The sequence below is a fragment of the Enterobacter cloacae complex sp. P12RS genome, from assembly GCF_014895875.1.
Taxonomy (GTDB): domain Bacteria; phylum Pseudomonadota; class Gammaproteobacteria; order Enterobacterales; family Enterobacteriaceae; genus Enterobacter; species Enterobacter bugandensis.
This window is the reverse complement of sequence record NZ_JADBQO010000014.1, coordinates 70,159-96,265: the sequence shown is the minus strand read 5'-3', so window position 1 is coordinate 96,265 and position 26,107 is coordinate 70,159. Positions and strand designations below refer to the sequence as shown.

General features: G+C 57.5%; 24 protein-coding genes. 13 read left to right on the top strand and 11 right to left on the bottom strand.

Annotation, left to right across the window (positions count from 1 at the left end):
* The first annotated feature begins 122 nt into the window (after nt 1-122).
* On the top strand, nt 123-1,088 hold the full coding sequence (locus IM284_RS10585; protein WP_059357123.1) for a LysR family transcriptional regulator: 966 nt from the start codon (nt 123-125) through the stop codon (nt 1,086-1,088).
* Here IM284_RS10585 and aldB read toward each other — a convergent pair.
* Entirely contained in the window at nt 1,085-2,623 is a 1,539-nt protein-coding gene (gene aldB, locus IM284_RS10580) for an aldehyde dehydrogenase AldB (RefSeq protein ID WP_047366934.1), read from the bottom strand. The genes IM284_RS10585 and aldB overlap by 4 nt on opposite strands.
* 165 nt (nt 2,624-2,788) lie before the next feature.
* Here aldB and IM284_RS10575 point away from each other — a divergent pair, with 165 nt between their 5' ends.
* Nucleotides 2,789-3,673: an ROK family protein gene (locus tag IM284_RS10575; RefSeq protein ID WP_028015053.1), complete on the top strand. Its 885-nt coding sequence runs from the start codon at nt 2,789-2,791 to the stop codon at nt 3,671-3,673.
* A gap of 3 nt (nt 3,674-3,676) precedes the next feature.
* Here the strand turns inward: IM284_RS10575 and selB are convergent, their stop codons facing one another.
* From selB to IM284_RS10550, 5 genes are all read right to left on the bottom strand, one after another.
* Complete coding sequence (gene selB, locus IM284_RS10570; protein ID WP_047366933.1) at nt 3,677-5,515, bottom strand: selenocysteine-specific translation elongation factor; 1,839 nt, start codon at nt 5,513-5,515, stop codon at nt 3,677-3,679.
* Nucleotides 5,512-6,897, bottom strand: coding sequence for an L-seryl-tRNA(Sec) selenium transferase (gene selA / locus IM284_RS10565; protein WP_047366932.1), 1,386 nt, complete (start codon nt 6,895-6,897; stop codon nt 5,512-5,514). The genes selB and selA overlap by 4 nt, the downstream gene beginning before the upstream one ends.
* A 102-nt stretch (nt 6,898-6,999) precedes the next feature.
* Nucleotides 7,000-7,608 (bottom strand): glutathione S-transferase, encoded by a 609-nt coding sequence (locus IM284_RS10560; protein WP_047366931.1) that lies wholly within the window; start codon nt 7,606-7,608, stop codon nt 7,000-7,002.
* 90 nt (nt 7,609-7,698) lie between these two features.
* Nucleotides 7,699-8,835 (bottom strand): HlyD family secretion protein, encoded by a 1,137-nt coding sequence (locus tag IM284_RS10555; RefSeq protein ID WP_028015049.1) that lies wholly within the window; start codon nt 8,833-8,835, stop codon nt 7,699-7,701.
* A gap of 2 nt (nt 8,836-8,837) precedes the next feature.
* Nucleotides 8,838-9,194, bottom strand: coding sequence for a DUF3302 domain-containing protein (locus IM284_RS10550; protein WP_028015048.1), 357 nt, complete (start codon nt 9,192-9,194; stop codon nt 8,838-8,840).
* A 634-nt stretch (nt 9,195-9,828) separates the two neighbouring features.
* Between IM284_RS10550 and IM284_RS10545 the strand changes: the two genes are divergently transcribed.
* From IM284_RS10545 to trmL, 9 genes are all read left to right on the top strand, one after another.
* Nucleotides 9,829-11,736, top strand: a complete 1,908-nt coding sequence (locus tag IM284_RS10545; protein WP_028015047.1) for a PTS mannitol transporter subunit IICBA — start codon at nt 9,829-9,831, stop codon at nt 11,734-11,736.
* A gap of 102 nt (nt 11,737-11,838) precedes the next feature.
* The gene (mtlD, locus tag IM284_RS10540; protein WP_048338832.1) at nt 11,839-12,987 is read left to right on the top strand and encodes a mannitol-1-phosphate 5-dehydrogenase; all 1,149 of its coding nucleotides are present in this window, start codon (nt 11,839-11,841) and stop codon (nt 12,985-12,987) included.
* Nucleotides 12,984-13,574 (top strand): mannitol operon repressor MtlR, encoded by a 591-nt coding sequence (gene mtlR, locus IM284_RS10535; protein WP_028015045.1) that lies wholly within the window; start codon nt 12,984-12,986, stop codon nt 13,572-13,574. Before mtlD ends, mtlR begins: the two co-directional genes overlap by 4 nt.
* Nucleotides 13,575-13,631: 57 nt before the next feature.
* Nucleotides 13,632-13,994, top strand: a complete 363-nt coding sequence (locus tag IM284_RS10530) for a YibL family ribosome-associated protein (RefSeq protein WP_008502724.1) — start codon at nt 13,632-13,634, stop codon at nt 13,992-13,994.
* A gap of 272 nt (nt 13,995-14,266) precedes the next feature.
* The gene (lldP, locus tag IM284_RS10525) at nt 14,267-15,922 is read left to right on the top strand and encodes an L-lactate permease (RefSeq protein WP_047366929.1); all 1,656 of its coding nucleotides are present in this window, start codon (nt 14,267-14,269) and stop codon (nt 15,920-15,922) included.
* Complete coding sequence (gene lldR / locus IM284_RS10520; RefSeq protein ID WP_047366928.1) at nt 15,919-16,692, top strand: transcriptional regulator LldR; 774 nt, start codon at nt 15,919-15,921, stop codon at nt 16,690-16,692. Before lldP ends, lldR begins: the two co-directional genes overlap by 4 nt.
* Nucleotides 16,689-17,876 (top strand): quinone-dependent L-lactate dehydrogenase, encoded by a 1,188-nt coding sequence (gene lldD, locus IM284_RS10515; RefSeq protein WP_047366927.1) that lies wholly within the window; start codon nt 16,689-16,691, stop codon nt 17,874-17,876. The genes lldR and lldD overlap by 4 nt, the downstream gene beginning before the upstream one ends.
* A gap of 180 nt (nt 17,877-18,056) precedes the next feature.
* Nucleotides 18,057-19,397, top strand: a complete 1,341-nt coding sequence (locus IM284_RS10510; RefSeq protein WP_028015040.1) for an aromatic acid/H+ symport family MFS transporter — start codon at nt 18,057-18,059, stop codon at nt 19,395-19,397.
* A 45-nt stretch (nt 19,398-19,442) separates the two neighbouring features.
* Nucleotides 19,443-19,916, top strand: coding sequence for a tRNA (uridine(34)/cytosine(34)/5-carboxymethylaminomethyluridine(34)-2'-O)-methyltransferase TrmL (gene trmL, locus IM284_RS10505; protein ID WP_028015039.1), 474 nt, complete (start codon nt 19,443-19,445; stop codon nt 19,914-19,916).
* Here the strand turns inward: trmL and cysE are convergent.
* The 5 genes from cysE to IM284_RS10480 all read right to left on the bottom strand — a co-directional run bounded on the left by cysE (nt 19,913) and on the right by IM284_RS10480 (nt 23,022).
* The gene (gene cysE / locus IM284_RS10500; RefSeq protein ID WP_008502718.1) at nt 19,913-20,734 is read right to left on the bottom strand and encodes a serine O-acetyltransferase; all 822 of its coding nucleotides are present in this window, start codon (nt 20,732-20,734) and stop codon (nt 19,913-19,915) included. The two genes, trmL and cysE, sit on opposite strands and share 4 nt — an antisense overlap.
* A gap of 74 nt (nt 20,735-20,808) precedes the next feature.
* On the bottom strand, nt 20,809-21,828 hold the full coding sequence (gene gpsA / locus IM284_RS10495) for an NAD(P)H-dependent glycerol-3-phosphate dehydrogenase (protein WP_045630251.1): 1,020 nt from the start codon (nt 21,826-21,828) through the stop codon (nt 20,809-20,811).
* Entirely contained in the window at nt 21,828-22,295 is a 468-nt protein-coding gene (gene secB / locus IM284_RS10490) for a protein-export chaperone SecB (RefSeq protein ID WP_003860835.1), read from the bottom strand. The genes gpsA and secB overlap by 1 nt, the downstream gene beginning before the upstream one ends.
* Nucleotides 22,296-22,327: 32 nt before the next feature.
* The gene (gene grxC / locus IM284_RS10485; RefSeq protein ID WP_028015037.1) at nt 22,328-22,579 is read right to left on the bottom strand and encodes a glutaredoxin 3; all 252 of its coding nucleotides are present in this window, start codon (nt 22,577-22,579) and stop codon (nt 22,328-22,330) included.
* A gap of 11 nt (nt 22,580-22,590) precedes the next feature.
* Complete coding sequence (locus IM284_RS10480) at nt 22,591-23,022, bottom strand: rhodanese-like domain-containing protein (protein WP_014882007.1); 432 nt, start codon at nt 23,020-23,022, stop codon at nt 22,591-22,593.
* A gap of 246 nt (nt 23,023-23,268) precedes the next feature.
* On the opposite strand from IM284_RS10480, the gene gpmM reads away from it, so the two are divergent.
* Together gpmM and envC are read left to right on the top strand one after the other, a co-directional pair.
* Complete coding sequence (gene gpmM, locus IM284_RS10475; RefSeq protein ID WP_047366926.1) at nt 23,269-24,813, top strand: 2,3-bisphosphoglycerate-independent phosphoglycerate mutase; 1,545 nt, start codon at nt 23,269-23,271, stop codon at nt 24,811-24,813.
* A 33-nt stretch (nt 24,814-24,846) separates the two neighbouring features.
* Nucleotides 24,847-26,106 carry a murein hydrolase activator EnvC gene (gene envC, locus IM284_RS10470; protein ID WP_240476405.1) on the top strand — a complete coding sequence of 420 codons (1,260 nt, stop codon included), beginning with the start codon at nt 24,847-24,849 and terminating at the stop codon, nt 26,104-26,106.
* Nucleotide 26,107: the final 1 nt, after the last annotated feature.

Sequence of the window (26,107 nt, the reverse complement as noted above, 5' to 3'; positions counted from 1 at the left end):
GTCATGTGAAGTAATCCATTTATACGCCAAATAAGCGGGGCGAATAATAATGGTTACAAATTTGCCGGTGCAACGCTGCAGTTTATATAATATTATATATAAAACCATATAGATGGGTGCGCATGATGAATAAATTACAGCTAAAGCCACGCGAGTTAAAAATAATCTCCGTCATCGCAGCCACCCACAGCATTGGTGATGCCGCCGCCCTGCTGGGCATGGCGCAGGCCAACGTCAGTAAATATCTCTCGGATTTTGAAACGCGGGTTGGGCTTAAGGTTTTTGAGCGCACGACCCGCCAGCTCGCTCTGACGCAGTTCGGTGAGGCGTTGCTTCCCTATGTCGACGCCACGCTGGACAAAAACACGCAACTTATTAATTTCATTGCCGATTATAAGCATGAAAAGCGTGGAAAAGTCACGATTTACGCCCCAACGGGCATTGTGACCTATCTCGCGCGCCACGTGATCCACCAGATAAAGGACATCGGGGACATTCGTATTTCCCTGAAAACCTACAACCTGGACCGCAACGAATATTCAGAAGGTGTGTCCTTCCCGGATGACTGTGATATTTTAATTACCTATGCTCAGCCAAAAGATGAAAGTCTGGTCGCCAGCGTGTTAGCAAAATATTCCGTCACTGCATTCGCAACCCAGGAATATTTAAATAAACATCCTTTAACCGGACCTGAAGATTTAATTAATCACTCCTGTATTCTGATCGACTCCATGCTGGTCGACGACGCCAACATCTGGCGTTTTCGCATGCATGGCAGTGATGATGTGCATGATTATCGGGTAACCGGAAACTATATTTGCGACAATACCCAGACGGCCCTGGAGCTGGCAAGAAATAATCTTGGCATTGTGTTCGCGCCGAAAGAAAGCCTGAAGAAGGAATTAACGCAAGGCACGCTGGTCCCCTGTTTCCCGCATCAGGAAGAGTGGTGGCTCGATCTGACCGCCATCTTCCGCAAGCGCGAATATCAGCCCTGGCGCGTACAATATGTTCTGGATGGTGTCCTCAACTGCCTGCGCCAGCAAATTGCTCAGGCCGTCCATGGACGGCCTGAACTGGGCGATTAGAATAGCCCCAGCGGTTTATCGGAGTAGCTGACAAGCAGACATTTCGTCTGCTGGTAATGATCCAGCATCATCTTGTGCGTTTCACGCCCGATGCCCGACTGCTTATACCCGCCAAATGCCGCGTGAGCCGGATAGGCGTGGTAGCAGTTGGTCCATACGCGTCCCGCCTGAATGCCTCTGCCCATTTTATAGGCCAGGTTGCCGTTGCGGCTCCAGACTCCCGCCCCCAGGCCATACGGCGTGTCGTTGGCAATCTCCAGCGCCTCCTCCATCGTTTTGAAGGTAGTCACCGCCAGCACCGGTCCGAAAATCTCCTCCTGGAAGACGCGCATGTTGTTCTGCCCGAACAGGATCGTCGGCTCAAGGTAATACCCTTCCTGCAGATCCCCGCCGAGCACCTTACGGCGACCGCCGGTCAGGATATCCGCCCCTTCCTTCTTGCCGATATCGATGTAGTTGAGGATAGTCTCCAGCTGGCCATGCGAGACCTGTGCCCCCATCTGCGTAACGTTATCGAGCGGGTTACCGCTGCGGATAGACTCGACGCGGCGAATGGCCCGCTCCATAAAGCGCTCGTAGATGGACTCCTGCACCAGCGCGCGGCTTGGGCAGGTGCAGACTTCGCCCTGGTTAAAGGCAAACAGCGCAAACCCTTCCAGCGCCTTGTCGAAGAAAGCGTCCTCTTCCTCCATCACGTCCGCGAAGAAGATGTTCGGGGACTTCCCGCCCAGCTCCAGGGTCACCGGAATGATGTTTTGCGTGGCGTACTGCATAATCTGCTGGCCCACTTCCGTCGACCCGGTAAACGCCACTTTAGCGATCCGTTTTGAGGTGGCCAGATATTCCCCTATCTCACCGCCCGCGCCGTTCACCACGTTAATCACCCCCGGCGGCAGAAGATCGGCAACAATTTCCATCAGCAGCAGGACAGAGAGCGGGGTTAAACGCGCCGGTTTAAGCACAATGCAGTTCCCGGCGGCCAGCGCGGGCGCCATTTTCCAGCTCGCCATCAGCAGCGGGAAGTTCCACGGAATAATTTGCCCGACGACACCCAGCGGCTCGTGGAAGTGGTACGCCACGGTGTCGCTATCTACCTCGCTTATTCCGCCTTCCTGCGCGCGAATACAGGAGGCAAAATAGCGGAAGTGGTCGATAGCCAGCGGCACGTCTGCCGCCATCGTTTCCCGGATCGGCTTGCCGTTATCCCAGGTTTCCGCCGTCGCCAGCAGCTCCAGGTTCTGCTCCATCCGGTCGGCGATTTTGAACAAAATGGCCGCGCGCTCCTGAACGGAGGTATGGCCCCATTTATCTTTCGCTTTGTGCGCTGCATCCAGCGCCAGATCGATATCCCGCTTGCCGGAACTGGCAATCTCGCACAGCGGCTGGCCGGTAACGGGCGTCAGGTTGGAATAGTATTCGCCGTCGACGGGGGCCACCCAGTCGCCGCCGATAAAATTGTCATAACGGGGCTTCAGCTTGAGGGGAAAACCATACTCGCCGGGCTGGATTCGCGAAGAGGGAGGATTGTTTGTCATGACCGTCTCCTTGCTGTTGGTGTACAACAAGGGTAGTCCCGGCTGGCGGTTTTCTCGCCAGTGGGTGACGGGTTTACGAGCCGTATCACGGATTACCGTACTTTACGTTTCGTTTCTGCCACTGAGCCATACTTAACAGCTCAAGGGCTCATGAGGAACGATGCGATGCAGCTGTTTATCGGTTTTGACGTAGGCGGAACCCACATCAAACACGGCGTGATTGATGAAAATGGCAAGGAGCTGACGACGGACGAGTACGATACTCCTGAGGATAAAAACACCTTCAAAAAAAAGTGGAAAGCGGTAGTTGAAGCGTATCAGGACGAACACGACATCGTCGGTATCGGCGTGAGCTTTCCCGGCCATATTAACCACCACAGCGGCGAAGCGGCAAAAGCGGGCGCACTCGACTATCTCGACGGCGAAAACCTGTGCGAACTCTTCGCCGGTCTGACCGATCTTCCCGTCACCGTGGAAAACGACGCCAACTGTGCGGCGCTGGGCGAGCGCTGGCAGGGCGCGGGTAAGGACTACGAGCATTTCGTCTGCATCACCATCGGCACGGGCATCGGTGGCGGGATTGTGATGGAAGGCGATCTTTATCGCGGGTCGCATTACCGCGCTGGCGAATTTGGCGTGCTGCCCGTGGGTAATAACGGCGAACCCATGCATGACGTGGCGTCGGCCAGCGGCCTGATGAAAGCCTGCCGCCGCGCGCTGGCCGTATCAGAAGAAGAGATGCCTGACGGCGAGGAGCTGTTTAAACGCATGGAGAGCGACGTGCATCTGCGTGAGGCCATTGAGGAGTGGGCCCATTGCCTCTCGCGCGGCGTTTACAGCGTAATCTCTATGTTCGATCCACAGGCAGTGCTGATTGGCGGCGGGGTAAGCGAGCAGGAGAAAATCTATCTCCTGCTCGATAAGTACCTGCAGCGATTCGAGGAGTGGGAGGCGCTCAAGGTGCCCATTCTGCCCTGCGAGCTGGGTAACCAGGCGGGAAGGCTGGGCGCGGTATGGCTGGCAAAACAAAAACTCTCCCGCCGCACGTAGCGCTCAGGGGAACAGCTGCGCGTCGCGAAGCAGATGGTCATTACCCCGGCGACGCGTAAAACCGATGCGGTTGAAATATTCCAGGATCTGGATCGCCAGCTTGCGGCCAACGTTCAGCCGGTCGCGGAAATCGGCTGCGCAGGTGGAGCCGCGCGCCTGATCCAGTTCGCGGATCAGGTTAGCAAACGCCACAATGCGATCGTTACGGTAATAACGATCTTTCACGATCGCGACTATCAGCCCCTGCTGCGCCGCATGGCGCAATACCTGCCGCATCATCTGCTCGTCGGTGTTCGTTTCACGCGCCAGATCGCGAACCCACCAGGGTTCATCGCCAAACAGCGAGGCCACTTTTTGCCAGATTGCCTCCTGCTCTGCGGTGAACCCGGCTTTGTGATCCGGCAGGTGCAGCCAGCCGTGATGGCTTTTAATCACCCCGCTTTCGCGCATGTTTTCAATCAGCAGCAGCACCAGCGCCTCGTCTTCCATCGGCAACGCCATGCGTCGCAGGCGCTCACGACCAGGACCGGGTTCATCCTGATGCTGTTCATGGTAAGTGGCGAGCGTGTTCAGGATCTTACGCTGCCAGTCTGCCGCAACCGGCGCATTAAGCAGGCTGTTGCCGGCCTGAATAAAGCCCGGCTGTTGGGTCAGCTGATGCAACCCTTCGCCGCTCAGCTGGCGTGCCCATGCAAAATCACTCAGGCTCACGGCCCCGCGTTCAAGATGCACCCGCAGCGCGGCGTTATCATCCTGAGCCTGTGCAAGCGCAGCCAACCATTGCAAGTATTCAGGCTTACGCTTGCCGCGTCGCGGCGGTTTCAGCGTCACTACCCGCGCCCCGGCCAGCGTTTCCCGTGCGGAAATGTCCCGCAGTACCAGACGGTCGTTATCCGCCAGCCAGAGCGGCGAATCAAAAACCAGTTCGGCAAGATCGTTTTCCAGCAGGGACACGCGCCCGGTGATATGGCTGGCCGCGTGGTGAATATGCAGCGGCTGCCATTGGGTCAGCGGGACGTTTGTCTGCAGGGAGACAATCACGCGTTCAGACGGCTCGGGCGGGGCGTCGGCCAGCAGCCAGTCGCCGCGGTTAATCTGCTCTTTTTCCGCATCCCCGGCAATGTTGAGCGCGATCCGCTGCCCGGCGTGGGCGTGCTCCGCAGGCTGATTTTGCGCATGTAAGCCGCGCACGCGCATCGGTTTATTAACGCCCGTCAGCCAGAGGCTATCGCCCACCTTCACTTCACCGCTTAACGCCGTACCGGTGACCACCAGCCCCGCGCCTTTGACGGTAAACGCCCGGTCAATCGCCAGACGGAAGCGGTGATGGCTGGCGTGGTCTCGCGACGAAAGCTGCTGCAAATGGTGGCGAAGTTCGCCGATACCGCGCCCTTCTGTCGCTACGGTGACAAAAAGCGGTGCATCGGCAAAACCATATTCCCGTAAGGTCGCCTGCACCGCTTCGCGCACCTCGCTGACGCGCGCGTCGTCAACGCGATCGGCTTTCGTCAGCGCCACGGTCAGCAGCGGGTTGCCTGTCAGCTGGAGGATCGCCAGATGCTCACGGGTTTGCGCCATCACGCCGTCATCGCAGGCCACCACAAGCAGGGCATGATCGATGCCCCCCACGCCCGCCAGCATGTTGGAAAGAAATTTTTCATGCCCCGGAACATCAATAAAGCCCAGCACGCGGCCATCGGGCTGGGGCCAGTAGGCATAGCCCAGATCGATGGTCATGCCGCGCTTTTTCTCTTCCGGCAGGCGATCGGCGTTTATGCCGGTAATTGCCTGCAGTAACGTGGTTTTTCCGTGGTCGACGTGACCGGCGGTGGCAATAATCATTTCAACAACATCTCCAGAAATCGCTCTTCATCTTCAAGGCAGCGCAGATCCAGCCACATGCGGCCGTCGTAAATCCGTCCGATAACCGGCGTCGGCAGGCTACGCCAGCGCAACGACAGGGCCTCAAGGCGGCTACCGCGCCCGTCACGCGGGGTGAAGGTGAGCGCTTGACTCGGCAGCCTGTCCACCGGCAGCGAACCGCTGCCAATTTGCGACTGACAGGGCTCAATGCGAACGTCAAAATCGGGGTAGTGCGGGGCAACGCGCGGCAGCAGCCGTTCGGCCTGGGCGCGAATCGAGGCGGCATCCCGGCTTAACAGGCGCAGCGTGGGCAGGCGGTCGGCCAGTTTCTCCGGGTGGAGATAGAGGCGCAGCGTCGCCTCCAGCGCGGCAAGGGTCATTTTATCGGCCCGCAGGGCGCGTTTGAGCGGGTGCTGCTGCAGCTGCGCAATCAGCTCGCGCTTGCCGACGATGATTCCGGCCTGCGGCCCGCCCAGCAGTTTGTCGCCGGAAAAGCTGACCAGGCTCACGCCCGCCGCAATCATCTCTTGCGGCATCGGCTCTTTAGGCAGCCCGTACTGGCTGAGATCCACCAGCGAACCGCTGCCGAGATCGGCAATCACCGGAATATTCAGCTCACGCCCAATCGCCGCCAGCTCGGCCTCTTCAACCGTTTTGGTGAAGCCTTCAATATGATAATTGCTGGTGTGGACCTTCATCAGCAGGGCGGTGTTTTCATTCACCGCCGCGCGATAATCTTTCGCATGGGTACGGTTAGTCGTACCCACTTCATGCAGCGTGCAGCCCGCCTGGCGCATCACGTCCGGGATGCGAAACGCCCCGCCAATCTCCACCAGCTCGCCGCGGGACACCACCACCTCTCTGCCGCTCGCGGTCGCCGCCAGCATCAGCAGCACCGCCGCCGCGTTGTTATTCACAATGCAGGCATCTTCCGCACCGGTTAGCTGGCAGAGCAGATCCGCCAGCGCGCGATCGCGATGCCCGCGCCCGGCGCCATCCAGATCGTACTCCAGCGTCACCGGCGAGCGCATGGCCTGCACGACCGCAGCCACCGCCTCTTCCGCCTGCTGGGCGCGTCCCAGGTTGGTGTGCAGCACGGTCCCCGTCAGGTTGACCACCGGGCGTAACGCGCTTTGCGCCTTCTCACCCAGCCGATGCTCAACTTCCTGCCCCCACGCTGCACACCAGTCAGGCAAGGCGTTTTCGGCCTGGATATGGCCTCGGGCTTCATCCTGAAGCAGACGTAACATCTCCACCGTCGCGGTATGGCCGAAGCGCTCAACGGCAGCGTGAATGCGGGGCTCGCGAAGAAGTCGGTCGGTCGCGGGGATCTGGCTGTACAGCGAATGATGAGTAGTCATGAAAGCGCCTGGCGAGTAAATATCTTCCCCCTCCCGACGGGAGAGGGAGTTAACATATGGAGGGATTGTACCGCCTCCGACGCCGAAGTGTTATAACCCGCGTCAAGCCTTTGGCGGTTCGGTGCGGGCAAAGCTCTCGCGGCTAAAGAGCGATTCTGCGAGTTTCACCAGCAGCGGACGGTCAACGCACCAGCCAGGGGACACCCGGCGGAAGTTGAGATAGCCGATGGCGCAGGCGATGGCGATGGTTGCCAGGTCCAGGCTGTCGGTGTGGATCTTGCCCTCCCGGATAAGCTTTTCGCACATATCCAGACTGCGGCTGATTTTTTCCCGCTGGCGCAGCAGCTCGCTTTCTGACTGCTGGGCGGCGGGCCTTGCCTGCTCGCGAACGGAGGTGAGTGCTGCATCCATAATGCCGTCGGCCAGGGCTTCAATTTGCTTCACCGCCAGCGCCGCTTTAGGGTCAGACGGCAGCATTGCCGGGGCAATGCCCAGCTGTTCGATATACTCCGCAATAATGGGGGAATCGAACCAGTATTCGCCCTCGTCCGTCACCAGCGCCGGAACTTTCCCCAGCGGGTTATACTGCGCGACGCCGTTTTCGGCGTTGTAGGGCTGTTCATTAACGAATTCAAATTCAATCCCTTTCTCCAACAGGAGAATCGAGATTTTTCGCACGAAGGGACTGGTGTAGCTACCGATGAGTTTCATTGCCTGATCCTTGATGCCGGGAAAAAGTCAGTATGGATCAAGCGATGAAAAAAGGGCAGATATGCGTGTCGCATTCCCGCCCCGGAAGGATTAGTGATCGAGATAGAGGTAGTGCATCCAGCTGGTCATACGCAGCAGCACTTTACGCATCACCGAGACGTGGGCGAAATGATCCGAATAGACCGCCACCTGGGCATAAATACCGTCCGGCAAAGCATCGACGTCGGCGTTAGGCTCCAGTTCAATCAGCGCCTGTACCCCATCCGTACCCGGCGCAACGGTCAGTGCCTGCAAGGCACCCTGCGCCTGATACGACCCGCCCGGCACTACCGGCAGAACGCTGGTGAGCTTACCGGTGAACACCTGGCCCGGCAGCGCGTTAAATACCACTTCCGCTTCATCGCCCGGCTTCAGACGCAGCAGCGAGTTCTGACGGAACTGGGCCACAATCTGGCGCTTCTGTTCAGGAATGAAGACCATCACCGGGCGCAGCGGCAGCGCGGCGGCATAGGTTCCCGGACGAATCAGCACCTGGGTGATATAGCCATTGCTCGGCGCGCGCACCACGGTCTGATCGAGGTTGTATTTTGCTTCAGCAAGCTGGGCGCGTAACGAGGCAATCTGCGACTGCTCGCCGTTCACCATGCTGTCCAGCTGGCTTTGAATCTGCGTCTGCTCAGCAACGGAGCCTTTCACCATGGCATCCTGCGCCAGATAGTTCTGCCGCGCGTTATCAATATCGCTTTCAGAGAACGGATTCACCTTCGCCTGGCTGCCTTTGAGGTAGCGCTGATAATCTTTATATAGTCGATCGCGCTCAGCGGAGACGCGTGTCGTATTGGCAACCGCTTCCGAAAGCTGCGCTTTCAGAGTGTCGATATTGTGTGTCGCGGTCACCAGGTCCGCCTTCAGTCTGTCGACGCGCGCCTGATAGCGGCCCGGATCCAGTTTAAATAACACTTCGCCTTTTTTAATGAGCTGGTTATTTTTATCGGTCACTTCAGTAACCACCCCTGTGACCTGCGGCGTAATCGGAATGGAAATTACCGCTTTTTGCGCCGTAAAGGTATACGGATGGTTATAGTTCATTAGCAGAATGAGTCCGGCAACAATAAACACCCCGCCTAACGTCGCGGTAGCAAGCGTCCACTGATTTACCGGAATACGAAATATTTTAAAGATTGCCCAGGCAAATGCCACATAGGTCAGAATAATCAACAGATCCATGATTAGCGCTCCAGCGTGTTTTTATCATCAGAGGGCTGAACCGCTGCCAGCTTGTGTTCTAACTCGGCCACGCGTTTGGCCAGCGCATCCATCCCCGGAACCTCATCAGGCTTAGTGATGTGGTTCTGCATGCCCCAGCCGCGATCTTCGCGGTACAGCGTGGCCCAAATCCACAAGAACGGCCAGATGGCATGGAGCGTAAACAGGCTGATCCAGCCAGCCGTATGAATAGCATCGGCATGGGGATGATTACGCTTTTTAGCCATATTATAGGGGATGTCATGGATGGCGATGATTCCGTAAAAAAGAACCAGAAATACAAAAATCAACACGCCCAGCGCAAAATAGTTGAGAAACATAGTCTCCTCACTTAAACAACGTCAACTCATTACATTAATAAAACAGCACGCAGCCTAATTAATTTATTTTTAAATTTAAAAGGCACACTGATTATTTCAGAGCCGGGGAGTATCGGTTTTTATAATATCTCCACGCAAGTTTATAAGCGTGTCAAAATATATCCTGAATAATAATATACTCAACCTTACATTATGAGCGTAATTCAGGTTTCAACTTTCCGCCATACTACATATGTAAACTGTTTTATTAGCTTTCCGTGTTACTCGAGGCCGTCCTGACGCCGATCGCAGTCGGAGAAATCCGCATAAAAATATTTTGTGAAACCAGTCACAATCCGGAAACAAACACGCAAAGACAAAATGTGACATCAATCACATAAAGAGGTGGTTTTTGCTCTATTTTTCACCATAGTATTTTTTTTACTCGCCCATTTTGTGACTCAGGTCACTTCATTCAACGCCACACCCCCTACATTTACGTGACATGCATCACACAAAATTCCGCTATCTGGACAGTTGAACGATTCAGTGCCAGATTTCACAGCATCAGAACAGGGTCCGGCTACCTCTGCCGCCTCATTAACAATAAACCTCGGGCCGCAAGCCTAAGCGTAAACAGAAGAAGGGGTGTTTTATGTCATCCGATTTCAAGATCAAAGTTCAAAGCTTTGGTCGTTTCCTCAGCAACATGGTGATGCCAAATATCGGCGCGTTTATCGCGTGGGGTATTATCACCGCATTGTTCATTCCGACAGGGTGGTTGCCTAACGAAACGCTGGCGAAACTTGTTGGCCCAATGATTACCTATCTCCTGCCGCTGCTCATCGGTTATACCGGTGGTCGTCTGGTGGGCGGTGACCGTGGTGGCGTCGTGGGTGCCATCACAACCATGGGCGTGATCGTCGGTGCGGATATGCCGATGTTCCTCGGTGCAATGATTGCCGGTCCTCTGGGCGGCTGGGCGATTAAGAAATTCGACGTCTGGGTTGATGGCAAGATCAAGTCCGGCTTCGAAATGCTGGTGAACAACTTCTCTGCGGGCATCATCGGGATGATCCTCGCGATTCTGGCGTTCCTCGGCATTGGTCCGGCTGTTGAAGTGCTGTCCAAACTGCTGGCGGCGGGCGTTAACTTCATGGTGGCGCACGACATGCTGCCGCTGGCGTCTATCTTCGTTGAACCGGCGAAAATCCTGTTCCTGAACAACGCCATTAACCACGGTATCTTCTCGCCGCTGGGTATTCAGCAGTCTCACGATCTCGGCAAGTCCATCTTCTTCCTGATTGAAGCGAACCCGGGTCCAGGTATGGGCGTTCTGCTGGCGTACATGTTCTTTGGTCGCGGCAGCGCGAAGCAGTCTGCTGGCGGCGCGGCTATCATCCACTTCCTGGGCGGTATCCACGAAATTTACTTCCCGTACGTGCTGATGAACCCACGTCTGATCCTGGCCGTTATCCTCGGCGGTATGACTGGTGTGTTCACCCTGAGCGTGCTGGGCGGCGGTCTGGTCTCCCCTGCTTCTCCAGGCTCTATCCTGGCGGTGCTGGCGATGACGCCGAAAGGCGCGTACTTCGCGAACATCGCGGCGATCTGTGCGGCGATGGCGGTCTCCTTTGTGGTCTCTTCTATCCTGCTGAAAACCAGCAAGGTGAAAGAAGACGACGATATCGAAGCGGCAACCCGTCGTATGCACGACATGAAAGCCGAATCCAAAGGTGCAACCCCACTGGCGGCTGGCGATGTTTCTAACGACCTGAGCCACGTGCGTAAAATCATCGTTGCCTGCGACGCCGGTATGGGTTCCAGCGCAATGGGTGCCGGCGTGCTGCGTAAGAAAGTGCAGGATGCGGGTTTGACCAATATCTCTGTGACCAACAGCGCGATTAACAACCTGCCGCCGGACGTTGACCTGGTCATCACGCACCGCGATCTGACCGAGCGCGCTATGCGTCAGGTACCGCAGGCACAGCACATCTCGCTGACCAACTTCCTGGACAGCGGCCTGTACACCAGCCTGACCGAACGTCTGGTTGCCGCGCAGCGCCACGAAGACAACGAAGTGAAAGTGCGCACCAGCCTGCAGGACAGTTTTGACGAGAGCAACGCTCACCTGTTTAAGCTGGGCGCGGAGAACATCTTCCTCGGCCGTACCGCGAGCACCAAAGAAGAGGCGATTCGCTTTGCCGGTGAACAGCTGGTAAAGGGCGGCTACGTTCAGCCAGAATACGTTGACGCGATGCTGGAACGTGAAAAACTGACGCCAACCTACCTGGGTGAATCCATCGCGGTTCCGCACGGTACGGTTGAAGCGAAAGACCGTGTGCTGAAAACCGGCGTGGTGTTCTGTCAGTATCCTGACGGCGTGCGCTTCGGTGAAGAAGAGGACGACATCGCCCGTCTGGTGATTGGTATCGCCGCTCGCAACAACGAGCATATTCAGGTGATTACCAGCCTGACCAACGCGCTGGATGATGAGTCCGTCATCGAGCGCCTGGCACAAACTGAAAGCGTTGAAGAAGTTCTGGCTCTGCTCAACAAATAGCAGCGCCTCTTCCCTCTCCCCTTCGGGGAGAGGGCTAGGGTGAGGGGGAAACGTTCCTCACCCCAGCCCTCTCGGGTAAAAACATTGATGAAGGTTAACACTATGAAAGCATTACATTTTGGCGCAGGTAATATCGGTCGTGGCTTTATCGGTAAACTGCTGGCAGACGCGGGCATTACCCTGACATTCGCCGATGTGAATCAGGTGGTTCTGGATGCCCTGAATGCCCGTCATAGCTATCAGGTTCATGTGGTGGGTGAAAACGAACAGGTTGAAACCGTCTCTGGCGTTAACGCGGTCAGCAGCATCGGCGACGACGTGATTGACCTGATCGCCAGCGTTGATCTGGTGACCACCGCCGTGGGTCCGGTGGTGCTCGAACGTATTGCTCCTGCGGTCGCGAAAGGCCTGACGAAGCGTAAAGCACAGGGCATTGAAACACCGCTGAACATCATCGCCTGTGAAAACATGGTGCGCGGCACCACGCAGCTGAAAGGCCACGTTATGGCGGCCGTGGCTGAGGAAGATAAAGCCTGGGTTGAAGCGCTCGTCGGGTTTGTGGATTCCGCTGTAGACCGTATCGTTCCGCCGTCCGAATCCGCCACCAACGATCCGCTGGAAGTCACTGTTGAAACCTTCAGCGAGTGGATCGTCGATAAAACTCAGTTCAAGGGCGCGCTGCCGACCATTCCGGGAATGGAACTTACTGATAACCTGATGGCATTTGTCGAACGCAAACTCTTCACGCTGAACACCGGGCATGCTATAACCGCGTACCTCGGAAAGTTGGCCGGTCATCAGACCATTCGCGACGCGATCCTCGATGAGCAGATCCGCGCGGTGGTGAAAGGGGCAATGGAAGAGAGCGGCGCGGTGCTGATCAAACGCTACGGTTTTGATGCTGATAAACACGCAGCATACATCCAGAAAATCCTCGGTCGTTTTGAAAACCCGTATCTGAAAGATGACGTTGAGCGCGTGGGCCGTCAGCCGCTGCGTAAGCTGAGCGCGGGCGACCGCCTGATTAAGCCGCTGCTGGGCACGCTGGAATACGGTCTGCCGCACGCCAACCTGGTGAAAGGAATTGCTGCCGCGATGCACTACCGCAGCGAGCAGGACCCGCAGGCGATTGAGCTGGCTCAGCTGATTGATGACAAAGGCGCGCAGGCTGCGCTGGCGCAGATTTCCGGTCTGGACGCCAGCAGCGACGTGGTTGCGGAGGCGGTTAACGCATACAACGCAACCAAATGATGCAGAATCCGGCGCAGGTAAGCCTGCGCCCGAATAACAGATTGTCAGATATGCAGGCAATAATGGAACAAACCCAGGCCTTTGAAAATCGTGTGCTTGAGCGTCTGAATGCTGGCAAAACCGTACGAAGTTTCCTGATTGCCGCCGTCGAGCTGTTAACCGAGGCGGTGAATATCCTGGTGCTTCAGGTGTTTCGCAAAGACGACTACGCGGTAAAGTACGCTGTAGAACCGTTACTGGACGGAGACGGACCGCTGGGCGATCTGTCGGTGCGTCTGAAGCTGATTTATGGTCTTGGCGTGCTCAACCGCCAGGAGTATGAAGACGCTGAACTGTTAATGGCGCTGCGCGAAGAACTCAATCATGACGGTAATGAGTACACTTTTACCGATGATGAAATCCTGGGGCCGTTCGGCGAGCTGCACTGCGTCACCGCCCTGCCTCCTGCTCCCCATTTTGATAACAGCGACCCTGAACTGTACGCGATGCAAAAGCTGCGCTATCAACAGGTTGTCCGTTCCACGATGGTCCTCTCCCTGACTGAGCTGATTTCTAAAATCAGCTTAAAAAAAGCGTTTCAGAAGTAAGCCCGTTCACATTGGTGTATCCTTCCCTGTAATTCCCCCGATTTAGAGTCAATTGTCATGAAAGAAGTCGAAAAGAACGAAATTAAACGCCTGAGCGACCGTCTGGATCTGATCCGTCACCAGATGGCTGGCCTGTCTCTGGTTGATTCCGCCGAGAAATATGCCGAGCTGGAAAAAGAGACCGCGAAGCTGGAAGCGGAAATCGAGCGCCTGCGCGAAGTGAAAGGCCAGAAGCTGAGCAAAGAAGCGCAGAAGCTGATGAACATGCCGCACCGCCGCGCGATCACCAAAAAAGAGCAGGCCGATATGGGCAAGCTGAAGAAAAGCGTCCGTGGTCTGGTGGTGGTACACCCGATGACTGAGCTTGGCCGCGAAATGGGCCTGAAAGAGATGACGGGTTTTTGTAAGACCGCATTCTGATTTCATGCCGGGTGGCGCTGCGCTTACCCGGCCTACTCTTTTCCCCCTTCGCGTGAATTGGTCCAACCAATAGCGCAATCAATCCTCCCCCGGTTCACAATTCCATTATTTGCGCTCACAAAACCATTGCCACTCCATAACATCTGGTTAACCATTCATTGTCATTAACCCTACAACACAATATTGGCAGGACCACTTTTACACAGCTTGTGACGCAGAGTTGAGCGGAGACTCACCCGCAGCACAGGCTGTCTGGTCCCCAGGAGACCTGCATGAGCCTCTGGCAACAAAACTACGACCCGGCCGGCAATATCTGGCTGTCGAGCCTGATCGCATCGTTACCGATCCTGTTCTTCTTCTTTGCGCTGATTAAGCTCAAGCTGAAGGGCTACCTCGCCGCGACGTACACCGTTGCCATCGCCCTGCTGGTGGCGCTGTTCTTTTACAAGATGCCGGTCGACCGCGCGCTGGCCTCCGTTGTCTACGGTTTCTTCTACGGCCTGTGGCCGATTGCGTGGATCATCATCGCCGCGGTCTTTGTCTATAAAATCTCGGTAAAGACCGGGCAGTTCGACATCATTCGTTCGTCGATTCTCTCCATCACCCCGGACCAGCGTCTGCAGATGCTGATTGTCGGCTTCTCCTTCGGGGCGTTCCTTGAAGGCGCGGCAGGATTCGGCGCACCGGTGGCGATCACCGCCGCGCTGCTGGTCGGGTTGGGCTTTAACCCGCTCTACGCCGCTGGCCTGTGCCTGATTGTGAACACCGCACCGGTGGCGTTTGGCGCGATGGGGATTCCGATTCTGGTGGCCGGACAGGTGACCGGGCTGGACAGCTTTGAGATCGGCCAGATGGTTGGCCGCCAGCTGCCGTTCCTGACCATTATCGTGCTGTTCTGGATCATGGCGATTATGGACGGCTGGCGCGGCGTGAAGGAGACCTGGCCTGCGGTGATGGTGGCAGGCGGCTCGTTCGCGATTGCCCAGTACCTCAGCTCGAACTTCCTTGGCCCGGAGCTGCCGGACATCATCTCTTCCCTGGTGTCGCTGGTCTGTCTGACGCTGTTCCTGAAACGCTGGCAGCCGGTGCGTATCTTCCGCTTTGCGGACATGGGCGCATCGCATGTGGATCAGACCCTCGCCCGCACCGGCTATACCGCCAGACAGATCGTCCGCGCCTGGTCGCCGTTCCTGTTCCTGACCGCTACCGTGACGCTGTGGAGCATACCGCCGTTTAAAGCGCTGTTCGCTCCCGGCGGCGCGCTGTACGACATGGTGATTAACATCTCCGTGCCGTTCCTCGACAAGATGGTTGCCCGTATGCCGCCGGTCGTGCACGACGCCACCCCGTATGCGGCAGTGTTTAAGTTTGACTGGTTCTCCGCCACCGGTACGGCCATCCTGTTTGCGGCACTCCTTTCCGTGGTGTGGCTGCGCATGAAGCCTGCCGCCGCGGTACAGACTTTTGCGGCGACGATTAAAGAGCTGATGCTGCCGATCTACTCCATCGGCATGGTGCTGGCGTTCGCGTTTATCTCGAACTACTCCGGCCTGTCGTCGACGCTGGCGTTAGCGCTGGCCCACACCGGACACGCGTTCACCTTCTTCTCGCCGTTCCTCGGCTGGCTGGGGGTGTTCCTGACGGGTTCAGATACCTCGTCTAACGCCCTGTTTGCCGCCCTGCAGGCGACGGCTGCGCAGCAGATTGGCGTGTCGGACGTGCTGCTGGTCGCCGCGAACACCACCGGCGGCGTGACCGGCAAAATGATCTCGCCGCAGTCCATCGCCATTGCCTGTGCCGCGGTGGGACTGGTAGGCAAAGAGTCGGACCTGTTCCGCTTTACCGTGAAACACAGCCTGATATTCACCTGCATGGTGGGCGTGATCACCACCCTGCAGGCCTATGTCTTAACCTGGATGATCCCATGATAGTGATGCCCAGACGCCTGTCCGACGAGATTGCCTCTCGCGTGCGGGCGCTGATTGAAGAACAACAGCTGGAAGCGGGCATGAAATTGCCCGCCGAGCGCCAGCTTGCCGCCCAGCTTGGCGTATCGCGTAACTCATTGCGCGAGGCGCTGGCGACGCTGGTCAGCGAAGGCGTACTGGTGAGCCGTCGCGGCGGCGGCACCTTTGTGCGCTGGCAGCATGATGACTGGTCCGAGCAAAACATCGTTCAGCCGCTGAAGACGCTGCTGGAAAACGACCCGGACTACAGCTTCGACATTCTTGAAGCGCGTCACGCCATCGAAACCAGTACCGCATGGCACGCAGCGATGCGGGCAACCGAAGCCGACAAAGAGAAGCTCAAAGCCTGCTTCGAAGCCACGCAAAGCAGCGATCCGGACATCGCCTCCCAGGCGGACGTGCGTTTCCATCTGGCAATCGCCGAGGCGTCGCACAATGTGGTGCTGCTCCAGACCATGCGCGGGTTCTTCGACCTGCTGCAATCCTCCGTGAAGCAGAGCCGCCAGCGCATGTATCTGGTCCCGCCGGTCTTTGCCCAGCTGACCGAACAGCACGAGGCGGTGCTCAACGCCATTCTGGCCGGCGATGCCGAAGCCGCGCGCAAGGCGATGATGGCGCATCTCGGCTTCGTGCACACCACCATTAAACGATTTGATGAAGACCAGGCCCGACAGGCGCGTATTACCCGTCTGCCTGGCGACAGTGATATTTCCAGGGAGAACAAAGCATGATTATTTCAGCAGCCAGTGACTACCGCGCCGCGGCGCAGCGCATTTTGCCGCCGTTCCTGTTCCACTACATCGACGGTGGGGCGTATGCCGAATACACCCTGCGCCGCAACGTGGAGGATCTGTCAGAAGTGGCCCTGCGTCAGCGCGTGCTGAAGAATATGTCTGACCTGAGCCTTGAGACGAAGCTGTTTAACGAAACGCTCTCCATGCCCGTCGCGCTCGCGCCCGTCGGCTTATGCGGCATGTACGCCCGCCGGGGCGAAGTGCAGGCCGCCGCCGCGGCAGATGCTAAAGGCATTCCGTTTACCCTCTCTACCGTCTCGGTCTGTCCGATTGAAGAGGTCGCCCCGACCCTCAAGCGCCCGATGTGGTTCCAGCTGTACGTCCTGCGCGATCGCGGCTTTATGCGTAACGCCCTGGAGCGCGCTAAAGCGGCGGGCTGCTCCACGCTGGTCTTTACAGTCGATATGCCCACGCCCGGCGCGCGCTACCGTGATGCCCACTCCGGCATGAGCGGCCCGAACGCCGCGATGCGCCGCTACTGGCAGGCGGTAACGCATCCACAGTGGGCGTGGGACGTCGGCCTGAACGGCCGTCCACACGATCTGGGGAACATCTCGGCCTACCTTGGCAAACCGACCGGGCTGGAGGATTACATCGGCTGGCTGGCGAACAACTTCGATCCGTCGATCTCGTGGAAAGACCTGGAGTGGATCCGCGAGTTCTGGGATGGCCCGATGGTGATCAAAGGGATCCTCGATCCGGAAGATGCCCGCGACGCGGTGCGTTTTGGCGCGGATGGAATTGTGGTCTCTAACCACGGCGGACGTCAGCTCGACGGCGTGCTCTCTTCCGCCCGCGCCCTGCCGGCCATTGCCGATGCGGTGAAAGGCGATATTGCCATTCTGGCCGACAGCGGCATCCGCAACGGGCTGGACGTAGTGCGCATGATTGCGCTGGGTGCCGACAGCGTGCTGCTGGGCCGCGCATATCTTTACGCCCTGGCGACGGCCGGTCAGGCGGGCGTGGCAAACCTGCTGAACCTGATCGAGAAAGAGATGAAGGTGGCGATGACCCTGACCGGCGCGAAGTCGATCAGTGAAATCAGCAAGGATTCGCTGGTGCAGGAGCTGGGTAAACTGCCGGCGGCGCTGGCTCCGCTGTCACATGGCGACGCGGCCTGATCCTCTCCCGTTACCCCACCTTTCCCATGCGTCCGATTTCCCCCTCGGGCGCTTTTTTTGTCGAAAATAACACCTGCGTAACATTCTGGATAAGAAAATTTGACACATCCCTCCCGTTCGCAATTGTATAGACAAGCAAATACAAGAACACAAAAACAACATCACATCGGAGGGGAGCGTATGACCTATTCAGGTAAGGTGGATATTCAGCAGGTGATCGACGAGAGTCCTTTTTCAGGGTTTCACTGGCTTCTTATCGTGCTGGGCTTTCTGGTTCTGGCGATCGATGGTTTTGATACGGCAGCGATGGGCTACATCGCGCCCACGCTGTCGGCAGAATGGGGGATCCATAAGCAGGATTTGGGGCCGGTGCTGAGTGCGGCGCTTCTGGGGCTGTCGCTGGGAGCCCTTATTGCAGGTCCGGTATCGGACCGGATGGGACGCAAGCGCGTGCTGGTCTTTTCGTGCCTGTTCTTCGGCCTGGCGAGCCTGGGGACGGCCTGGGCGCAAAGCCTGAATACCCTGACGCTGTGGCGCTTTCTGACGGGTCTCGGGCTCGGCGCCGCCATGCCAAACGCCATCACGCTGATCTCAGAGTTTGCCCCCCAGCGCTGCCGCGCCATGGCGATTAATACCATGTACTGCGGCTTCCCTCTGGGCGCAGCGGGCGGCGGGGCGATCTCTTCCTGGCTAATTCCCCACCACGGCTGGCGAAGCGTGCTGCTGACCGGCGCGATTGCGCCGCTGATTTTAACCGTGCTGCTGGCGCTGCTGCTGCCGGAATCGGTGAAGTTTCTGGTGCAGCGTGGGAAAGACGTCGCGCAGGTTCGCCGCATTGCCAGCCGGTTCAGCCGCAGTACGCTGGAGAGCGTTACGGGCTTTTTCCTGGCGGAAGAGAAAGCCGCGTCTAAAAAAGGGAGCGTGGGGCAGCTGTTTTCCATGCCCTGGCTACCCGGCACCCTGATGCTGTGGGTGACTTATTTTATGGGGCTGGTGATTTACTACGTCCTGCTTAGCTGGATGCCGACGCTGATGCAGGGGATGGGTTATGCCCTTGCGGAATCCGCCTGGCTCACCTCGCTGTTTACCTTCGGCGGCACCGCAGGCATTCTGCTCGCGGGCTGGATGATGGACCGCTGGGAAGCACACAAGGTGGTCGCAGGTGGTTTTGTGCTGACGATGGGCCTGATTCTTTTGCTTGGCCTTGAGCATAACCATATCGCCCTGTTTGGCGGGCTGATTTTCCTGATGGGGATCGCGATGAACGGCGCGCAGTCGGGCATGCAAACCCTCGCGGCCACCTTTTACCCTACCGAGTGCCGCGCGACGGGCATCGCCTGGATGCAGGGCATCGGCCGCTTTGGCGGCGTGGCGGGAACCATGACCAGCGCCCAGCTTCTTTCGATGCAGTGGCAGGCAGACAGTATTTTAATGATCCTCAGCGTGCCCGCTCTGGTGGCCGCTGCGGCAACCGTCTACAAAATGCTGTACAGCCGCTCGCAGGAACCCGGCGTCGCGTAGTTCCTCTCTTTTCTGCTATTCTGCCCCCGCAATTAAGGGGGCAGCATGCTTAACATCGTTTTATTCGAACCAGAAATTCCGCCGAACACCGGCAATATCATCCGCCTGTGCGCCAACACCGGTTTTCGTCTGCACATCATTGAGCCGATGGGCTTTACGTGGGACGACAAACGCCTGCGCCGCGCGGGGCTGGATTACCATGAATTTACCGCCGTGGTTCGCCATCACGATTACGCCGCGTTTCTGGAAGCAGAGAAGCCGCAGCGCATGTTCGCCCTGACCACCAAAGGCACGCCAGCGCACAGCGCCGTGAGCTATCAGGAGGGTGACTATCTGATGTTTGGCCCGGAAACCCGCGGCCTGCCGGCCACGATCCTCGATGCCCTGCCCGCTGAGCAGAAAATCCGTATTCCGATGATGCCGGACAGCCGCAGCATGAACCTGTCGAACGCGGTGTCGGTGGTGGTGTATGAAGCCTGGCGCCAGCTGGGTTACCCGGGCGCCATTCTCAGAAGTTAAATGCCGTCACCATACTCGAAGGTATGGTGAATGCCGTTGAAGTGCTGATCCATATCCATCGACGGCTTATCGCTGTCTGGCTTACCAACGATGCGCGCCGGTACGCCAGCGGCGGTGGTGTGCGGCGGCACGGGCTGGAGCACAACCGACCCCGCGCCAATCTTCGCGCCGCGCCCGACTTCGATATTGCCGAGGATTTTGGCGCCTGCGCCAATCATCACCCCTTCACGAATTTTCGGGTGGCGATCGCCGCTGGTTTTCCCGGTACCGCCCAGGGTAACCGACTGCAGGATCGAGACGTCGTCTTCAATCACCGCCGTTTCCCCGACAACGATCCCGGTGGCGTGGTCGAGCATGATCCCGCGGCCAATCTTTGCCGCCGGGTGAATATCAACCTGAAACGTCACGGAAACCTGGTTTTGCAGGAAGATCGCCAGCGCGCGGCGGCCTTCATTCCACAGCCAGTGGCCAATGCGGTACGCCTGCAGCGCGTGGAAGCCTTTCAGGTACAGCAGCGGCGTGGAGTATTTATCGACCGCCGGGTCACGGGTGCGCACGGCCTGAATGTCGCAGGCGGCAGAGGCGATCATTTCCGGGTCGGCGGCGTAGGCCTCTTCCACTACCTCACGAATGGCGATAGCAGGCATGATGGAGGAAGCCAGCTTATTGGCGAGCATATAGCTCAGGGCGCTGCCGAGGTTTTCGTGCTTGAGTAGCGTCGCGTGATAGAAACTGGCCAGCATAGGCTCACAGTCGGCCAAAGCGCGGGCTTCGGCTTTAATATTATTCCAGACGATATCCAGTTCTTCACACGGCATTGCTAACTCCAGACGATAGTTAATGACCAGCCAGTTCTGCGCTGGCTGGGTCATTCAGGTGACAACGGTTCCGACTAGTTACTGCTGCGCTCGTCCTTGCGCGCACGACCTAATAGGGTCAATGCTGCCTCGCGCGCATTTTTTCCGCAATACAATACCTGATAAATTTCCTCGGTTATTGGCATTTCGACACCAAACCGGTGCGCCAATTCGCGGACTTCTTTGGTATTGCGGTAGCCTTCCACCACCTGTCCAATCTTCTCCTGCGCGCTTTTTACATCGCTGCCCTGTCCGAGCATCATGCCAAAGCGGCGGTTACGAGACTGGTTATCGGTACAGGTCAGCACCAGATCCCCCAGACCCGCCATCCCCATAAAGGTGGCCGGATCGGCACCCAGCGCTTCGCCCAGACGGGACATCTCGGTTAAGCCGCGGGTAATCAACGCCGTACGCGCGTTGGCGCCAAAGCCAATACCGTCAGACATCCCGGCCCCGATGGCAATCACGTTCTTCACCGCGCCACCCAACTGCACGCCGATAAAATCGGGGTTGCTGTAGACGCGGAAGCTCTTGCCGCAGTGCAGCAATTGCTGGAGATCGTCGGAGAAAGCCTGATCGGTGGATGCCAGCGAGATCGCCGTCGGCAGGCCCGCAGCCAGCTCTTTGGCAAAGGTCGGCCCGGAGATGACCGCCAGCGGGATCTCATCCCCCAGCGCTTCGCGGGCAACGTCCTGCAGCAGACGTCCGGTTTCCGCTTCCAGCCCTTTGGTCGCCCAGACGATACGCGCATCCGGGCGCATCAGCGGCTTGATCTGATTCAGCACGTCGCCAAAGACATGGCTTGGCACCACAATCAAAATGTTGCGGCTGGCCGCCAGCGCGGTTGCAAGATCGCTTTCCAGGTGCAGGGTGTCAGGGAACGGAACGTCCGGGAGAAACGCCACATTGCAACGGTCGCGCTGCAGCGTGGCGATATGTTTTGGATCGTGGCCCCACAGGACCACGTCGTGACCATTTCTTGCCAGCGTGATGGCAAGAGCGGTGCCGTATGAGCCGGCACCGATCACAGTCATTGACGCATTAACAGTGCTCATCAGGCATCCTGATGTTGTTCGGCACCTTCGCCAGCCTGCTGCTGCAGATAGTTCATGAACAGCGCATCAAAGTTCACTGGCGCAAGGTTCAGTTGCGGGAATGTACCGCGAGAAACCAGGCTGGTGATGCATTCACGGGCATACGGGAACAGGATGTTCGGGCAGTATGCACCCAGGCAATGCGCCATCTGGTTGCCTTCGATGCCGCCGATGGAGAAGATACCGCCCTGCTGTACTTCGCACAGGAATGCAGTTTCTTCGCCCAGAGAGGCGGTCACGGTCACACGCAGTACGACTTCATACACGTCATCCGCCAGCTGGGTGGATGCGGTATCCAGATCAAGTTTAACCTCTGGCTGCCAGTCTTTCTGGAAAACGTGCGGCGCATTTGGCGCTTCGAAAGAGACATCCTTGGTGTAGATACGCTGGATCTGGAAAGTCATTTCGGTGTTGTTTTGTTCTGACATGGAAATACCCTTTTTAATTGTCCTAAAGTCTCTTAGCTCAGCAGCGGATCGAGTCCACCACGGGCGTCGAGCGCATACAAGTCATCACAGCCGCCAATGTGCTGCGCATCAATAAAAATCTGCGGAACCGTCGTACGACCACTACGTTGGATCATCTCTTCGCGTTTGATCGCGTCACCGTCGATCGGCAGTTCCTGGAACGTGACGCCTTTGCTGCTCAGCAGCGCTTTCGCACGGTGGCAGAACGGGCACGTCGCTTTGGTGTAGATCTCAATATTGGCCATGACTGAACTCCTTATTTACCGCGAACCAAAGGAAGATTTTCCCCGCTCCAGCCGGAAATCCCTTCTTTCAGTACCGTTACGTTTTCGAAGCCCGCTTTGTAAAGCGCGCTGGCAGATTCCTGCGCCTGCATACCGGTCGCATCCACAACGATAATGGGCTGGGCTTTGTGTTTCTCAAGCTCACCAACGTTGTTGGCTTTGATTTCAGCTGGCAACAGGTTGATTGCGCCGGCAATGTGACCTTTACGGAAATCGTCACGCTGACGCAGATCGACAACGACGGCATCTTCTTTGTTAATCAGACGCGTCGCTTCACCACGGGTGATAACCTTAATCTTAGACGTCAGGCTCTTAAATGTGGTGAACAGCACAGCAGCCAGCAGGCCAATCCACGCGATGCTCAGTACCGGATGGCGGCTAACGAATTGCATAATTTCTTGCATGGAGGGTAACTACTCCCGACTAAGTGATAAAAAAACCAGGACAGGAGTATACCTGTGCGTTCTGGCAAATACAGCCAGCGACCATAACCTAATCCATTTTCTGCGGCATGCCACCTAAAAAAATGCCTCAAAATGGTCCGGTCAGCATCTTGCCCCCGCGTTTTCTTTGATCTTCTGCGGCTATTTGATCGATTCAGCTGTAGTAAAATTACGCAAATTTTGACTCTTGAGCATGAGGTTGTTGCAATGTCGGTTTCTAAAAAACCTATGGTACTGGTGATTCTGGATGGCTATGGCTACCGTGAAGATAGCCAGGATAACGCTATTTTCAACGCAAAAACCCCGGTCATGGATGCACTGTGGGCAAAACGTCCGCATACCCTGATTGACGCATCCGGTCTGGAAGTGGGCCTGCCGGATCGCCAGATGGGCAACTCCGAAGTTGGCCACGTTAACCTCGGCGCGGGTCGTATCGTGTATCAGGATCTGACCCGTCTGGACGTCGAAATCAAAGAACGCACCTTCTTCGCTAACCCGGTTCTCTGCGGTGCGGTAGATAAAGCCGTTGCGGCAGGTAAAGCGGTGCACATCATGGGTCTGCTCTCCGCAGGCGGCGTGCACAGCCACGAAGATCACATCATGGCGATGGTTGAACTGGCCGCTGAACGCGGTGCGGAAAAAATCTACCTGCACGCCTTCCTGGACGGTCGCGACACGCCACCGCGCAGCGCAGAAGGGTCCCTGAAAGCTTTCGAAGACAAATTCGCTGCGCTGGGCAAAGGCCGCGTGGCCTCCATCATTGGCCGTTACTACGCTATGGACCGCGACAACCGCTGGGATCGCGTTGAACAGGCCTATGACCTGATGACCCTGGCAAAAGGGGAATTCCAGTTCCCGACTGCGGTTGAAGCGCTGGAAGCCGCTTACGCGCGTGATGAAAACGATGAATTCGTAAAAGCGTCCGTGATCCGCGCTGAAGGCCAGGCCGATGCCGCAATGGAAGATGGCGACGCGCTGATCTTTATGAACTTCCGCGCTGACCGCGCGCGCGAAATCACCCGTGCGTTCGTCAACAGCGACTTCGACGGTTTTGCCCGTAAGAAAGTGGTTAACATCGACTTCATCCAGCTGACCGAATACGCGGCAGATATCAACGCCCCTTGCGCTTACCCACCAGCCTCGCTGGCTAACACCTTCGGCGAGTGGATGGCGAAGAACGACAAAACCCAGCTGCGTATCTCCGAAACTGAGAAGTATGCGCACGTGACCTTCTTCTTTAACGGCGGCGTTGAAGCGCCGTTCAAAGGCGAAGAGCGCATTCTGATCAACTCGCCGAAAGTCGCGACTTACGATCTGCAGCCAGAGATGAGCTCTGCGGAATTGACTGAAAAACTGGTCGCGGCCATCGAAAGCGGCAAGTACGACACCATCATTTGTAACTACCCGAACGGCGACATGGTCGGCCATACCGGCGTAATGGAAGCGGCAGTGAAGGCGGTTGAAGCGCTGGACCACTGCGTTGAGCAGGTGGCGAAAGCGGTTGAGTCCGTTGGCGGCCAGCTGCTGATCACCGCTGACCACGGTAATGCCGAGCAGATGCGTGACCCGGCAACCGGTCAGGCGCACACCGCCCATACCAACCTGCCTGTTCCGCTGATTTATGTGGGTGATAAATCACTGAAAGCAGTAGAAGGCGGCAAGCTTTCCGACATCGCGCCAACCATGTTGTCGCTGATGGGTATGCCGATCCCTGAAGAGATGACTGGTAAGCCGCTGTTCATCGTGGAATAATCGCTCCCCATGAGGGGAAAGGCGATTTTTTCAATCACATGGGTCGTGAAGCCGCTTAGGCTATCAGTCAGACCTCTGCTTTGCGCCAGCGCACTCAGCGCTGGCGTATTGCTGTGCGCCGCATCCGCCCACGCGGATGACCGCGACCAGCTGAAATCCATTCAGGCCGATATCGCCGCCAAAGAGCGTGCGGTACGCCAGCAGCAACAGCAGCGCGCCACCCTGCTCGCCCAGCTTAAGCAGCAGGAAGAGGCCATCTCCGCTGCCGCACGTAAACTCCGTGAAACGCAAAACACCCTCACCCAGTTGAACAAACAGATCGACGAGATGAATGCGTCGATTGCCAAACTGGAGCGCCAGCGTGATGCGCAGGAGCGCAACCTCGCAGCACAGCTGGATGCCGCATTCCGCCAGGGTGAACATACCGGACTCCAGCTGATCCTCAGCGGTGAAGAGAGCCAGCGCGGCCAGCGTCTGCAGGCCTATTTCGGCTATCTGAACCAGGCGCGTCAGGAGACCATTGCACAGCTGAAGCAGACGCGTGAAGAGGTCTCCATCCAAAAAGCGGAGCTGGAAGAGAAGCAGAGCCAGCAGCAGACGTTGCTCTACGAACAAAAAGCGCAGCAGGCGAAACTTGAGCAGGCCCGTAACGAACGCAAGAAAACGCTGTCCGGTCTTGAGTCCTCCATTCAGGCAGGACAGAGCCAGCTGAGCGAAATGCGCGCCAACGAATCAAAACTGCGTAACAGCATTGCCCGTGCGGAAGCCGCAGCGAAGGCGCGCGCCGAAAAAGAGGCCCGCGAGGCGCAGGCGGTTCGCGACAAGCAGCAGGAAGCCTCCCGCAAAGGGACCACCTACAAGCCAAGCGAAAGCGAACGCTCCCTGATGTCGCGTACCGGCGGTCTGGGTTCCCCGCGCGGTCAGGCCTACTGGCCCGTTCGCGGCACTATACTGCATCGCTATGGCGAACAGCTGCAGGGTGAGCTACGTTGGAAAGGGATCGTTATCGGTGCGTCTGAAGGTAGCGAAGTGAAAGCCATCGCCGATGGCCGCGTGATCCTGGCCGACTGGCTGCAGGGTTACGGACTGGTGGTGGTGGTCGAACACGGTAAAGGCGACATGAGTCTTTACGGCTACAACCAGAGCGCGCTGGTCAGCGTCGGCACCCAGGTGCGCGCCGGCCAACCCATCGCCCTTGTGGGCAGCAGTGGCGGTCAGGGCCGCCCGTCACTCTATTTCGAAATTCGTCGTCAGGGTCAGGCGGTCAATCCACAGCCGTGGTTGGGAAGATAAG